This window comes from Bacteroides sp. LFL-34 (assembly GCF_027257075.1).
In the GTDB taxonomy this organism is placed as follows: domain Bacteria; phylum Bacteroidota; class Bacteroidia; order Bacteroidales; family Bacteroidaceae; genus Bacteroides; species Bacteroides ovatus.
Genome location: NZ_JAPQKZ010000009.1, coordinates 105771 through 119271, shown reverse-complemented (window position 1 = coordinate 119271; position 13501 = coordinate 105771). Strand labels below are relative to the sequence as shown.

Here is a 13501-nt window from a genome sequence, read left to right as displayed (position 1 = left end):
TAAAATTTTAAGAACGTAAATATGGAAGATAAATCTATTTCAATTATTATACCTATTTATAATGCAGAGTCCACTTTAAAAAGATGTATTGATAGTATTATTAAGCAATCATATAAGCAATGGACATTGATTCTGATTAATGATGGTAGCACTGATGATAGTCAAACCATTTGCCATAATTATGAAGTACGAGATAATCGTATATTACTATTGAACAAAGAGAATGGAGGCGTTAGTTCTGCTCGAAATCTAGGTATAAGAACTGTGCAAACGGATTATCTTATTTTTGTAGACTCTGATGATTTTCTTGAAAAGAATTGTATTGAGAATCTACTTGTTGGAGCAGATTGTGATATTAGCTTCATAAATACTGCAAGATATAGCCTAGATACTGGAACTGTATGTGGAATGATGACAAATATAGTTGAAAATAAATATTATAAAAGGTTAACGGGGGGGGGTAAAATCCAATGATATTTTTTCTGCTGGTATTCCTTTTGCAAAGCTTTACAAAACAAGTATAATAAAAGGACATAATATCTGTTTCGATGAACGCATTAAGAATCATGAGGATCATCTGTTTTTCTTTGACTATTTACTTCATTGCGACTCTATGTATTTATGTTCAGAAATAGGCTATTATTGGACATTTCGCGAGAACTCTAACTCTTTATCACATACCATACCTACAAGTAGGAATATGCTTATAGCTGCAGAAGGGTTTATGCAAAGATATCCTGCCCTTTTTGAACATTTTAATGTCTATGATCAGGATTATATTAGTCGAGTTACTACAGAGTATGGAGTGGGGTCATATCGAGCAGCATGTTATAGTTTGTATTATTATAAAACACCTAAGATAGATCGTTTGACGTTTTTAAAGGAACAAGTGCCGGTTATGAGAAGGCTGTATAATAAGTATGGATATGCTCCCAATAATAAAAAGCATAAACTGATTTTTATCTTTCTCTGTTTACCCATTCCTGTTCGTATTAAAGATGTTTTACTTTCTAGAGTCTGGTAACTACTAAAGTATATTTTATATGTTAAACATTTCCCCTTTCTTTGATAGACAATATAAGGTTTATAGTGAAAATGTAAAGAGTAGGAATAAGTTACATTACCTTATAGGACTTTATGTCCGTTGGAAACAGCATTTCAAGTATGAACGTGCTGTTCGTATAGCACGTAAGCATGGTGCGAAGGTTGGTGAAGGTGTTATTATGCCTTTGTCATTGGCTCGTTGTGCAAATTCTAATCTCACAATAGGTAATCACGTTAGCATTCAAACAGATAAGATAGATTTGCGTGCTCCGGTTACTATTGGCAGCCATGTTATTATAGGCTCGGAAACGGAAATCATCACAAATTCTCATAATTATTGACTCTGTTCTTTGGGAACATAAACATTATGGCATTCAGATTGATGATTATGTATGGATACCTACAAAAGTTCTTATCCTTCCCTCTTGTCGGCATATTGGTGAAGGTGCAGTTATTAGTTCGGGAAGTGTAGTGGCAAAAAATGTTGAACCGATGTCGGTAGTAAGTGGAAATCCTGCTAAAGAATTAAGGAAACGTAAGTGTGTGCACTCTGAATTGGTGGTGGAATCGCTGTTGGGAGGGGATTATTTAATATATAAAATGTCTCGCAATTATAAATGAAACAATCACATAATATTTGCACTGATATACGTTGTGATTATACCCGAATCATAGAAGTATCCGTAAGGGTTATCATTGAAATCTCTATAAAAAAAGATTCCCAATTGATAAAATCTAATGTTTTCAGCCGTTTCAAGCATGTAAGTACGTTGAGCATGAAGGGATCAAAATGACTATTTAATTTGGACATTTACTAATGTCGACTACAAAAACATCAAAGGTCTTATAGGTACATAGTGAGTACTCACATGAGTTGTAATCTTTTTAATTTTATGTTTTATGGGATTGATAGAGGGGGGGAATAAACGAATAGCTCAAAATACTCTTTTACTTTATTTTCGTATGCTATTCATGATGGTTATATCACTATATACCAGTAGAGTGATATTGCAGGTGCTGGGAGTAGAAGATTATGGTATCTATAGTGTAGTAGGGGGATTAGTGTCTATGTTTTCGTTAATATCCAACTCTCTTTCTAATTGTATTGGACGTTTTATTGCATTTGAAATAGGACGAAATGATCTGATGAAGTTAAAAAAAACTTTTTCAGTCGCTGTTTCAATATATATCATCTTGGCTTTAGTAACTTTTGTCGCTGTAGAAGCAGTGGCTGTATGGTTCTTGAATACAAAAATGAATATTGCTAAAGAAAATATGATAGCGGCTAATTGGGTTTTACAGTTTTCTTTATTGACTTTTATTGTGAATTTAATTAGTATACCGTATAATGCTACGATAATAGCTCATGAAAGAATGAGTATATTTGCCTATATAAGTATATTTGAGGCTATTTCTAAGTTAGTGGTTGTATATTTACTATTATTATCTTCCCATGATCGTTTGATATTATATGCATTTTTGCTTTTTCTTCTTTCATTGTTTATTCGTATTATATATGGAATATATTGCAAAAGACAATTTGAAGAGTGCTCCGTAAATTTTATCTGGGATAAGCCAATTGTACTGGAAATGTTTAATATGGCGGGATGGAATTTTTTAAGTAGTATGGCTGATATTTTTAAGTCACAAGGCGTCGCCATTCTTATTAATTTATTTTTTGGAACATTTGTTAATGCAGCACAGGCTATTGCTCAACAAGTTAATAATGCTGTAAATCAGTTTTGTAATAATTTTATGACAGCAATAACACCGCAAATAACAAAATCTTATGCTCAAGAAAATTATATGCGAGTGGAGAAGTTATCTATGATTGGTAGCAGATTTTCTTTTTATCTTGTTATGTTGTTTTCGCTGCCTATTTTATATGAAACAAACTTCATTTTGGAGTTGTGGTTAGGCGTGGTACCCACTTATACTATAATATTCGTTCAATATGCTTTAATACAAACTGCATTTGAAGTTTTATCTAGAACTCTTATTAATATAATAATGGCTTCTGGCTATGTTCGTAAATATCAAATAGGAGTTAGTCTTTTGTTATTTGCAAATTTTCCCTTATCGTATTTCTTGTTGAAAATGGGTTTTGATGCAGACAGTGTATACATTGTAGCAATATTAATAACAATTTCTACTTTGTTATGGCGATTCTATATAGCACATACCTTGATGCATTTTAATGTTAAATATTATGTGAAAAATGTCTTTATATATCCGATATTAATTGCTGTTATTTGTTCCATTCCATATTCTATTATCGTCTATCATATGCCTATAGGAATATGGCGCTTTGGATTTTCCTTAATAATAGGTATAATTTTTACACTGCTTATTATTTATTTAATAGGAATAAATAGTAGAGAGAGGATGTTTGTAAATTCATTTATAGTTGGTTTACGTAATAAAATATATAGAAACAATAGATATGATACCTAAAATAATTCATTATTCATGGTTCAGTGATGCTCCTATTCCTGAACATATTCAAGAGTTAATGGTTACATGGAAAAAATACCTTCCAGATTATGAATTCCGTTTGTGGAATGGCAAAGCTTTGGCAGAGATTAATTGTCCCTACGCTAATGAAGCTGTTAGTGTAAAGAAATGGGCTTTTGCAGCTGATTTCTTACGTAATTACGTAGTTTATAAGTATGGTGGTATTTGGCTTGATACAGATATTGAAGTTTTTAAATCGTTTGATCCTTTCTTGAACAATAGAATGTTTATAGGAGCAGAGGCTAACTTTCATGGATTACCGAAGAAGCGTTATGTTACTTCTCACTGTTTTGGTGCGGAGGCTGGACACCCTTTTTTGAAGTTGTGTGTAGATTATTATATTAATCGCCATTTTATTCATTCTACGAATGAGGAATTACCTTTAACTTTTCGTTATGATATGCAATTGATTTTACCGGAGATTCATGGCAAAATATTAGTAGACAACTATGGTTATAATGCTGATGGTTATCAAGATCAAGATCAAGTACTAAAAGATGGTATTCATATATATCCGTCTGATTATTTTGATTCACCACGATATAATACTATGAAGAATGTAGTATGTATTCATCGGGCACAAGGGGGATGGAGACCTAACTCCAATGCTGGTGAGTTTGATTATTCATCAACAAATGCTGCAAAGAAGAATTTGTATTATTATATTTTTCAGTTATATGATAAGTTGAACGGTTTTAGTTACAAATATTTAGGATTTGGTATATCAAAAGGTAAGCGATGAAAACTAAGATTAATATACTATCACCAGGAAGATTCCATGTGCTTGATTTAGCTCGGGAGTTAGACAAAAATGGATTTGATGTAAAATTCTATTCTTTTGTGCCCACTAAGCGTGCTATGCGTTTTGGGCTACCTAAGCATTGTTCTGCATCTATTTTTGTATTGATGTTGCCTTTTTTAGCTTTATGTAGAATTTTTAATCGAAGTCAACAGATCAAGCGATTGCGTATCAATGTCCAAGATTACATAACCGCTTGGATCATGCGCAAATCAGATGTGGTAATTGCTATGAGTGGTGATTTTGTATATGCACCTAGAAGAGCGAAAAAAAAGGGAGCATTAGTCATTTATGAACGAGGCTCTAAACATATTCTAGAGCAAAAAAGAGTAATGGAATCTATACCTTCAAATAAAGGGGTGAAACCTATTCCAGATGTGAATGTTAAACGTGAGTTAGAAAGCTATGTGATTGCTGATTATATTGCTATTGCCTCTAAACATGTTTATGAGAGTTTCATGATACATAACTATCCCAAAGAAAAATTGTTCGTTAATCCTTATGGAGTTGAACTTTCAGATTTCTATCCAGATATGACTCGACAAAGAAACTATGACGTAATAATGATAGGAGGATGGAGTTATAGAAAAGGGTGTGATTTAATTATTGAAGCAATAAATAGAACTGGTTACTCCTTCCTTCATGTAGGTGGACTTGTTGATATGGAGTTTCCTAAGATGCCGAACTTTACACATCATGGTATAGTTGATCAAAAAGAGTTGATCAATTATTATCATCAAGCAAAAGTATTTGTTTTGCCTTCAAGGGAGGAGGGATTAGCTATGGTGCAAGCACAAGCTGTCGCTTGTAATCTTCCTGTTGTTGGCAGTAAGGATTCTGGTGCAGAGGATTTAAAAAGATTTGTTGAGCAGCCAGATAATATCATTATTGTAGAAGAATTTACTGCAGAGGCTGTTGTCCATGCTCTACATGAAGCTATGGAACAATATGACAAGCTCGGTCTCACTATATATGCAGGAACAGCCAAGGAACAGTTAACATGGTCTTCTTATGGTAAAAGATATACAGATTTTTTAAAAAAAATATTGAAACATGAGAATACTCTCAATAGGCCCGATGGACGGGTTGAGTAATACTTGTTTGCATCGGCATTGGGCATTGACAAAATATGCTGGCCTAATTGATGTAGTAAATACATCTGGTGTCAAAAGTTCATTATGGTATAAGATATCCTATCACCTATTTTTATATGGTATTCCTATAAGGGTACCGGAAAGTAATCATGAGAATGATAATATCCGTTTTTTAGTGGATAAGAATCTTTATGATCTAGTTTGGGTCGACAAAGGGATTACGATCTATCCTGAAACATTACACTATATTAAGCAGAAGCAACCTAATGCAAAGCTTGTTAGTTATTCCCCTGATAACATGGCGCTGCGTCATAACCAGACACAGCAATATTTAGAAAGTGTACCTTTATATGATTATATTATTACTAATAAATCGTATATTTTAGATGATATGCGGCAGTTGGGTGCTAAAAATATTTATTTTGTGAATAATAGTTATGAAACAACCTTTCACCACCCCCGTGCATTAACAGAAGAAGATTATAAAAACTATGGTGCTGATGTCGGATTTATAGGAGCTTGGGAACAAGAGCGTTGTACCTCTATTCTTTATTTGGTGAATCATGGAATAAAGGTCAGAGTGTTTGGTGATGGTAAATGGAATGATTATAAAAATTATAACTCAAATTTGATTGTAGAAGGGGCTGGATTAAGAGGTGAGGATTATTGCAAGTCATTACAGGCGACTCGTATTAATCTTTGCTTTCTGCGGAAAATTAATTTTGATCAACAGACCACGCGTTCTGTTGAAATACCAGCTTGTGGTGGTTTTATGATGGCAGAACGAACAGCAGAACACTTGGCCATGTTTGAAGAAGGAAAAGAAGCTGCATTTTTCAGCAACAACGAAGAATTATTGGATAAATGTAGTTATTATTTGGCTCACGAACAAGAAAGAGCAGTTATAGCTGAACTTGGCTTAAAACGTTGTATAGCTTCTGATTATTCTAATAGAGGAATGATTCGTAATATTTTAAAGGCAATTTATGGCTCGTAAAAGTTCGGTACTTTTCATCAAGAAGTGGGGGAACAGGATTATTATTGTTGCCATTATTTTGGAAATGTTTTTTTGGCCTTCTTTGGAGAATCTAGCAGGATGTGGTATGACATGGATTTGTTGGAGTCTATTTAGAAAAATAGGACTCAATGAAACTATTATTAAAGAACACATTTTTGTTTGGCTGGTTTTTTTATCTATGAGTTTATATAGGATACTTCCCCTTTTGGCAACTTTGGTTGAGTTCAATTCTATTGGATATAATTTCAGAGTTCCATTTGATACTTATTTGGGGGAGACAGTATTGTACCTTTTTTCTGCTTTAGCATTTTATTGCGCTACACGATCTCACAATGCTTTGCGGAAGTTGAAAAGTCTTTTATATCGATATGGACTATATGATCGTGTGTCGAATAAGACTATTTGGATTTTAGGCTTGATGGGGTTAGCTATTCGTTTCTATTTGATGGGTACTCATGTACAGATTGGTGATGTGATTGGTAAAACATTAGCAGGTTTTTTATTTTTTCAATATGCTCCTTTAATATTATTTTTTCCTTCTTTATATAGTAATTCTCAAAAACAAAATGATATTGTTGTGAGAAACAGGTTGGCTACTTTTTATTTCATATTTATTATATTATTGGCTTTTTCGACGAATAGTCGCTATGCTATTCTTGAGCCATTTGGAACTTTTGCTCTTCTTTTTGTACTGTCTTATGTCCAACATAAAACTAGTACTCGGCAGTTAATAAATAAGAAATATATTATTTATGCAGCCTTGGCAATCATCTTTTTTGTTCCATTTGTTAGTGATGTTTCACTTGCAATGATTGCTAATCGAAATATTCGTAGTGAAGTATCTGCATCAGAATTATTAAAAAGCACGTTAAACACTTACCTTGATAGAGATAAAATGGAACTTTTGAGACGACTTAAGGAACAGAAGGGAGTTGAAGGTTTGAAAGAAGAAGAATGGACTGAAATATATGTTAGTAATTTTGCTTTAAATCGTTATTGTAATCTTAAGGTAACTGACAATACTTTATATCATGCAGAACGTGTAGGTTTTAATAATGAGGTAATGTATAATGATTATTGGAATAGGGTGTTGGGATTATTGCCTATGCCTATATTAAAGGAGTTGGGGATTAATTACAATAAAAATGAGATCTTCTCTCGTGGCGATTTGTTAAAATCATTGTCGTTGAATGTTCCAATATTTGCTTCTCTTCTGGTGACTAGTCATTTGGCTGATGGTCTTGCAACTTTTGGCTTCTTTTATTTTCCTCTTGAATGCCTTTTGATGTATTTAAGGTTTCTTTTTCTAGATACCTTTTTAATTATCAGAAATAATAGGGTTCAATATTCAATATTGGGTTTAATAACAATATTTTCTTTTTTGGCCATGTTCCGAAATGCTAGTGGTGGTTGTGATAGTTTGGGATATTTATTGAGGGGGTATTGGCAAGATGTTATTCTATTTATTATTTGTTTTTTTATTATAAAACGGATAAGTCGTTGATTTCTACTAATATTATTTACCATTTAACACAATCTAATAAAATCATAATATGATAGTAAGAAGTAAAGCACCCCTTCGCTTAGGTTTAGCAGGAGGAGGTAGTGATGTATCACCCTATAGTGATATGTATGGTGGACTGATTCTTAATGCTACGATTAATTTATATACTTATTGTACCATTGAAGAAACGAATGATGGGTTGATAACTATTGATAGTGATGATGCGCAGTGTCATGAGTCATATCCTTTAGAAAGATATTTGGAAATAGATGGTAATGCAAGTTTGATTAAAGGTGTGTATAACAGAGTTATAAGAGATTTTGATATTGTACCTCGTAGCTTTAAGATTACTACTTATAACGATGCTCCTGTTGGATCAGGTCTTGGTACCTCTTCTGCCATGGTAGTATGTATCCTTAAAGCGTTCATTGAATGGCTTACTTTACCGCTGGGTGACTATGAAGCTTCACGTTTAGCTTACGAGATAGAACGCAAAGATTTGGATCTTTCTGGAGGTAAGCAAGATCAGTATGCTGCCGCTTTCGGAGGATTTAATTTTATGGAATTTTTGAAGAATGATCTTGTGATTGTTAATCCATTGAAGATAAAACGATGGATAATAGATGAATTAGAGGCTTCTATGGTTCTTTATTTTATAGGTGCTTCACGAAGTAGTGCCGCTATCATTGACCAACAGAAGAAAAATACTTCTTCAGGTAATGAGAAGGCGATTGAGGCTATGCATAAGATTAAACAGAGTGCTATTGATATGAAGCAGGCATTATTGAAGGGGGATATGAAAGAGTTTTCTCGGATTCTGGGCGAAGGTTGGGAAAATAAGAAAAAGATGGCAGATAACATTACTAACTCTATGATTCAAGAGGTGTTTGATCTTGCTATTTCTGCTGGAGCAGTGGCTGGAAAAGTCAGTGGTGCAGGTGGAGGAGGATTTGTGATGTTGATGGTGGAACCAACTCGTAAAAAAGAGCTAATAAATGCATTGAAGAAGCTTAATGGGTTTGTGATGCCTTTTCATTTTACTGAAGGTGGTGCGCATGGATGGAAAATTTATTCAACCAATAAAGTTTAAATATGAGCAATCTTGATTTGTTAATAATGAGATATCCTCATTTGGAATGTTGCAAGGGTAATATTATAATAGCTTTCGAATTTATTAGAGATTGCTATAAAAATGGTGGTAAATTATTGGTTTGTGGTAATGGAGGAAGTGCTGCTGATGCTGAACATATTGTGGGGGAGTTGATGAAAGGATTTAAGAAAGCTCGTCATCTTGCTTCAATTGAGGTAGAAAAATTAGTGGAAATTGATAGCTTAATGGGGAGGACTCTAGCAGACAATCTTCAAGGTGCTCTTCCTGCAATAGCACTTGACGGTCATCCTGCTCTAACTACTGCCTATATGAATGATTGTGAACCAATAATTTGTTTTGCTCAACAAGTGTATGGATATGGTTGTAAGAATGATGTTCTATTTGCTATTTCTACATCAGGTAATAGCAGGAATGTGTTGTATGCAGTTGTTGCAGCAAAAGCAAAAGGAATGGTTGTAATAGGCCTTACAGGTGAGAATGATAGTAAGCTGTCTGCCATGTCTGATGTCTGTATTCGTGTGCCTAGTACAGAAACCTATCAAATTCAAGAACTCCATTTGCCAATTTATCACTGCCTCTGTCTAATGCTTGAAGACTATTTTTTTAATTCATAAATTACAATGTAATGGAAGTAATTATTTTAGCAGGGGGATTGGGGACACGTTTACGTTCAGCTATAGGCAATGAAATTCCCAAATGTATGGCTCCAATAGACAATAAACCATTTTTATGGTATTTACTTCGATATTTAACTCGTTATGATGTAAGTCGTGTGGTGCTTTCAGTGGGCTACTTACGAGAAGTGATATATAAATGGGTTGATGATGTGAGAGATGATTTCCCTTTTTTATTTGAATATGCTGTAGAAGAAACTCCTTTGGGTACTGGTGGAGGAATTAGAGAAGCACTGAAACATTGTTTGAATGATAATGTTGTAATTCTTAATGGCGACACATTTTTTGATGTTGACTTGGTTCGATTGATGAACGAGCATATACGCATGGATAGCTATTTAACTGTGGCGCTGAAATCTATGCGAAATTTTGAACGTTATGGAGCTGTGGAATTGGCAACTGATGGGCATATTATTGCTTTTCATGAGAAAACTTATTGTTCTGCAGGGCTAATCAATGGTGGAGTATACGTTATTGACCGTGTTAAGTTATCTATGAATGAATATCCGGAAAAGTTCTCTTTTGAGACTGAGGTTATGGAGAAACAGTGTGAGGTTGGTACACTCCATGGGATTACTTCTGATGGCTATTTTAAGGATATTGGTATCCCGTCTGACTATATTCAAGCCAATATTGATTTCAAATTATTGTTTTAAAATCATGTTATTAAAAGATATTGATATCACAGGCTATAGTACTATTTTGCTTGATCGTGATGGTACTCTTAACCGTCAACGTCAAGGTGATTATGTAAAGTGTTGGGAGGAATTTGAATTCCTTCCTGAAGTCTTAAATACATTAGCCCGATTTGCATTAACAGCCAAATATATTTTTGTAGTTACTAATCAGAGAGGGGTGGGCAAAGGGTACATGACAGAACAACAATTAAGTGATATTCACAGTCAAATGATATCTGAAATTGAAGCTGTTGGTGGGCGAATCGACAAAGTGTATTATTCGGTTGGAGTGAGTGATGAAGATTTAACACGTAAGCCAAATGTTGGAATGTGGCAACAAATATGTTTAGATTACCCGGATATAAATGTTGCTACTACACTGATGATTGGAGATGGGGATTGCGATATGGCCTTTGCTCATAATTGTGGAATAGATTTTATAAAAGTAGACCGTCAACAAGTGGTATTTATTAAAGAAACAACAGATTGATATGAAAATTGTTTTTTTTACGCGTTCCAAGGATAGTGCGATAAGTATTGGTAAGGCTTTTGCTGTATTAATAGATGAGATAAGTAAATCACAGCAGGTTAAAAGCTATTATGTGCCTTATGCTTCTTATAGTCTATATAAGATGTGGAGGAACATCTTATATGTCTATCGAAATAGGACGAAAACTGGTATAAATCATATTACTGGGGAGATTCATTTTTGCATGTTTGCTTTGATAGGGGTAAAATCTGTACTTACGGTGCATGATTTAGGATTCTATACCAATAAGCCTATGTCAAAAATAAAGAAAGCTTATTTATATCTGTTCCAACTCTATTTCCCTTTTTGTTTGGCTGACAAGATTGTTGCTATTAGTGACTTTACACGAGATGAAATCATTCGTTTGGTACCTTCTGTTGCTAATAAAGTGGTGAGAGCCAACCATCATAGTGTAGATGAATATATCTATACTCCTAAAATAACCATCAATAAAGATAAACCTGTTATTCTTCAGATAGGTACGGGATCTAATAAGAATCTTGAGACAACTATGCGTGCTGTAAAAGGTTTGAATTGCCATTTACGTATAATACGGAAGATGACAGAAACACAGGTTCAACTTGCTCAAGAACTTGGCATAGATTATAGTAATGATTGGAATCTTTCAAATGAACAGTTGGTTGCTGAATATCAAAATTGTGATATTGTATGTTTTCCTTCTATATACGAAGGATTGGGGGCTATAACTATTGAAGCACAGGCAGTAGGGCGTGCTGTTATCTCAACAAATAAGGAACCAATGCGTTCAGTTGCGGGAGGTGCAGCCATCCTTGTAAATAATCCTAAAGATGCAGAAGAACTTAGAAGTGCAATTTTGTCGTTAATTAGCAATGATTCATTACGTAACGACATAGTAGCGAAAGGATTGAAGAATGTTGAAAATTATAAAGTGGCAAGTTGTGCCCAACAGTATATAAATATATATAAAAAACTATGAAGATATTAGATTGTACTCTCCGTGATGGTGGTTATTACACCAATTGGGATTTTGATTCAAAGATAGTTGACGTTTATATTCAAGCTATGAATGTTCTGCCTATTGATTATATTGAGTTAGGTTACCGTAGTATCCCCACTAAGGAGTATATGGGAAAGTTTGGTTATTCACCAGTTTCAGTTCTTCGTCATATCAAAACTACTTGTATTAAGAAGATTGCTGTAATGTTAAATGAAAAAAATACGCGTCCTGAAGATCTGGATACCTTGTTGGTTCCTATTCAGGGATTGGTAGATATGATTAGAATAGCTGTTGACCCTAATAACTTTGATAGAGCAGTTATTTTAGCTCAATCTATTAAGACTTTAGGCTTTGAAGTGGGATTCAATACCATGTATATGTCTAAGTGGGATGATTATGAAGGCTTTTTATCAAAGTTGAATAAGATAAATAAGGTTGCTGATTTGTTTTGTATGGTTGATTCATTTGGTGGCGTATCACCTGAAGAATTGAAAGCAATCTTTCAAACAGTTAAGCAGAATACAACTTGTCCAGTAGGTTTTCATGGGCATAACAACTTGCAGCTGGGATTGGTAAATACTCTGACAGCTATTGAATGCGGGATAGATTATGTGGATGCCACAATTTTGGGGATGGGACGTGGTGCAGGGAACTTGAACATGGAATTGTTACTTACTTACTTGAACAAAGGAGGGTTGGAAGTTGATTTTAATGTGTTAGGTGATGTGATTACAGCTTTCCAATCACTTCATGATAAATATCAATGGGGTACAAACTTGCCTTATATGTTGTCTGGTGCCAATTCTATTTCTCAAAAAGAAGTGATGGATTGGGTAGCCAATCGTACTTATAGTTTTAATAGTATTGTTAGAGCTTTGGACAATAAACGAAATAAGGTCAAGGATAATGCGCATTATTCAGTGTTAAGAGCTGATAAAGTAGAGAAAGTATTGATTATTGGAGGGGGGAATAGTGTACTGGAACATCAGGAAGCTATAAAGGAATATATTCATAATAATCCTGATATGCCGTTACTTTTTGTTACGGCTCGGCATGCAGCTTTATATAATGAAGTTGTTAATAAGAAATATTATTGTTTGGTGGGAAATGAAGCCAAACGACTGTCGCAAAATATAAGTGGAACTGATTTTAAGGGTGAGTGCCTTCTGTCTCCTTATCCTCGGACAATGGGTACTGAAGTACCAGTATATGCGGAAAAGTGTACACAAGAACTTTCGCAGATATCTTTTACAAATACATACATGGATTCGTGTACTGCAGTTGCTCTTCAGACCGCCATTGAACTCCAGGCTGATAAAATTTATCTCATAGGTTATGATGGTTATCAAGGACAAGTACTCTCTGAAAAGGAAATGGATCTAACAAATGAAAACCGTACTCTTTTTTTGAGTTTTACAAATGTAACGGGTAAAATCCTGACCTCTTTAACACCCTCTTTATACAAAGAATTAAATGTAGAATCTATTTATCAATATTTGTAGGCTTGTTGTAAATTTATTTTCACTACTAATATTATCTATCAGTTACATTTTTAATC

The 13501-nt window shown here is 34.1% G+C and carries 14 protein-coding genes; all 14 read left to right on the top strand.

Annotated features, from left to right (window positions below):
- The first annotated feature begins 21 nt into the window (after nucleotides 1-21).
- Nucleotides 22-474: a glycosyltransferase family 2 protein gene (locus tag N5O98_RS07410; protein WP_050541662.1), complete on the top strand. Its 453-nt coding sequence runs from the start codon at nucleotides 22-24 to the stop codon at nucleotides 472-474.
- A gap of 226 nt (nucleotides 475-700) precedes the next feature.
- Complete coding sequence (locus N5O98_RS07405) at nucleotides 701-1024, top strand: hypothetical protein (RefSeq protein WP_032855874.1); 324 nt, start codon at nucleotides 701-703, stop codon at nucleotides 1022-1024.
- Between the two features lie 19 nt (nucleotides 1025-1043).
- Nucleotides 1044-1385, top strand: a complete 342-nt coding sequence (locus tag N5O98_RS07400; protein WP_224262794.1) for an acyltransferase — start codon at nucleotides 1044-1046, stop codon at nucleotides 1383-1385.
- A 559-nt stretch (nucleotides 1386-1944) separates the two neighbouring features.
- Nucleotides 1945-3498: a lipopolysaccharide biosynthesis protein gene (locus N5O98_RS07395; RefSeq protein ID WP_004309155.1), complete on the top strand. Its 1554-nt coding sequence runs from the start codon at nucleotides 1945-1947 to the stop codon at nucleotides 3496-3498.
- A complete protein-coding gene (locus tag N5O98_RS07390; protein ID WP_004309154.1) occupies nucleotides 3488-4300 on the top strand; it encodes a glycosyltransferase family 32 protein in 813 nt (270 codons plus the stop codon). Before N5O98_RS07395 ends, N5O98_RS07390 begins: the two co-directional genes overlap by 11 nt.
- A complete protein-coding gene (locus N5O98_RS07385) occupies nucleotides 4297-5451 on the top strand; it encodes a glycosyltransferase family 4 protein (RefSeq protein WP_004309153.1) in 1155 nt (384 codons plus the stop codon). Before N5O98_RS07390 ends, N5O98_RS07385 begins: the two co-directional genes overlap by 4 nt.
- On the top strand, nucleotides 5411-6448 hold the full coding sequence (locus N5O98_RS07380; protein WP_004309152.1) for a CgeB family protein: 1038 nt from the start codon (nucleotides 5411-5413) through the stop codon (nucleotides 6446-6448). The genes N5O98_RS07385 and N5O98_RS07380 overlap by 41 nt, the downstream gene beginning before the upstream one ends.
- Nucleotides 6438-7973 (top strand): hypothetical protein, encoded by a 1536-nt coding sequence (locus N5O98_RS07375; protein ID WP_074911506.1) that lies wholly within the window; start codon nucleotides 6438-6440, stop codon nucleotides 7971-7973. Before N5O98_RS07380 ends, N5O98_RS07375 begins: the two co-directional genes overlap by 11 nt.
- A 49-nt stretch (nucleotides 7974-8022) precedes the next feature.
- On the top strand, nucleotides 8023-9063 hold the full coding sequence (locus N5O98_RS07370; protein ID WP_004309150.1) for a GHMP family kinase ATP-binding protein: 1041 nt from the start codon (nucleotides 8023-8025) through the stop codon (nucleotides 9061-9063).
- A gap of 2 nt (nucleotides 9064-9065) precedes the next feature.
- The gene (locus N5O98_RS07365) at nucleotides 9066-9698 is read left to right on the top strand and encodes a D-sedoheptulose-7-phosphate isomerase (RefSeq protein WP_004309149.1); all 633 of its coding nucleotides are present in this window, start codon (nucleotides 9066-9068) and stop codon (nucleotides 9696-9698) included.
- A gap of 11 nt (nucleotides 9699-9709) precedes the next feature.
- The gene (locus N5O98_RS07360) at nucleotides 9710-10414 is read left to right on the top strand and encodes a nucleotidyltransferase family protein (protein ID WP_004309148.1); all 705 of its coding nucleotides are present in this window, start codon (nucleotides 9710-9712) and stop codon (nucleotides 10412-10414) included.
- A gap of 4 nt (nucleotides 10415-10418) precedes the next feature.
- Nucleotides 10419-10925 (top strand): HAD-IIIA family hydrolase, encoded by a 507-nt coding sequence (locus tag N5O98_RS07355; RefSeq protein WP_004309147.1) that lies wholly within the window; start codon nucleotides 10419-10421, stop codon nucleotides 10923-10925.
- A gap of 1 nt (nucleotide 10926) precedes the next feature.
- The gene (locus N5O98_RS07350; protein ID WP_004309146.1) at nucleotides 10927-11922 is read left to right on the top strand and encodes a glycosyltransferase; all 996 of its coding nucleotides are present in this window, start codon (nucleotides 10927-10929) and stop codon (nucleotides 11920-11922) included.
- On the top strand, nucleotides 11919-13445 hold the full coding sequence (locus N5O98_RS07345; protein ID WP_004309145.1) for an aldolase catalytic domain-containing protein: 1527 nt from the start codon (nucleotides 11919-11921) through the stop codon (nucleotides 13443-13445). Before N5O98_RS07350 ends, N5O98_RS07345 begins: the two co-directional genes overlap by 4 nt.
- The last annotated feature ends 56 nt before the right edge of the window (nucleotides 13446-13501 follow it).

What these genes read in the sequence shown, in the direction of transcription:
- N5O98_RS07390 (WP_004309154.1), top strand. Translation starts at nt 3,488, where the DNA reads ATGATACCTAAAATAATTCATTATTCATGGTTCAGTGATGCTCCTATT.
- N5O98_RS07350 (WP_004309146.1), top strand. Translation starts at nt 10,927, where the DNA reads ATGAAAATTGTTTTTTTTACGCGTTCCAAGGATAGTGCGATAAGTATT.
- N5O98_RS07385 (WP_004309153.1), top strand. Translation starts at nt 4,297, where the DNA reads ATGAAAACTAAGATTAATATACTATCACCAGGAAGATTCCATGTGCTT.
- N5O98_RS07365 (WP_004309149.1), top strand. Translation starts at nt 9,066, where the DNA reads ATGAGCAATCTTGATTTGTTAATAATGAGATATCCTCATTTGGAATGT.
- N5O98_RS07405 (WP_032855874.1), top strand. Translation starts at nt 701, where the DNA reads ATGCTTATAGCTGCAGAAGGGTTTATGCAAAGATATCCTGCCCTTTTT.
- N5O98_RS07410 (WP_050541662.1), top strand. Translation starts at nt 22, where the DNA reads ATGGAAGATAAATCTATTTCAATTATTATACCTATTTATAATGCAGAG.
- N5O98_RS07360 (WP_004309148.1), top strand. Translation starts at nt 9,710, where the DNA reads ATGGAAGTAATTATTTTAGCAGGGGGATTGGGGACACGTTTACGTTCA.
- N5O98_RS07400 (WP_224262794.1), top strand. Translation starts at nt 1,044, where the DNA reads ATGTTAAACATTTCCCCTTTCTTTGATAGACAATATAAGGTTTATAGT.
- N5O98_RS07370 (WP_004309150.1), top strand. Translation starts at nt 8,023, where the DNA reads ATGATAGTAAGAAGTAAAGCACCCCTTCGCTTAGGTTTAGCAGGAGGA.
- N5O98_RS07345 (WP_004309145.1), top strand. Translation starts at nt 11,919, where the DNA reads ATGAAGATATTAGATTGTACTCTCCGTGATGGTGGTTATTACACCAAT.
- N5O98_RS07395 (WP_004309155.1), top strand. Translation starts at nt 1,945, where the DNA reads ATGGGATTGATAGAGGGGGGGAATAAACGAATAGCTCAAAATACTCTT.
- N5O98_RS07355 (WP_004309147.1), top strand. Translation starts at nt 10,419, where the DNA reads ATGTTATTAAAAGATATTGATATCACAGGCTATAGTACTATTTTGCTT.
- N5O98_RS07380 (WP_004309152.1), top strand. Translation starts at nt 5,411, where the DNA reads ATGAGAATACTCTCAATAGGCCCGATGGACGGGTTGAGTAATACTTGT.
- N5O98_RS07375 (WP_074911506.1), top strand. Translation starts at nt 6,438, where the DNA reads ATGGCTCGTAAAAGTTCGGTACTTTTCATCAAGAAGTGGGGGAACAGG.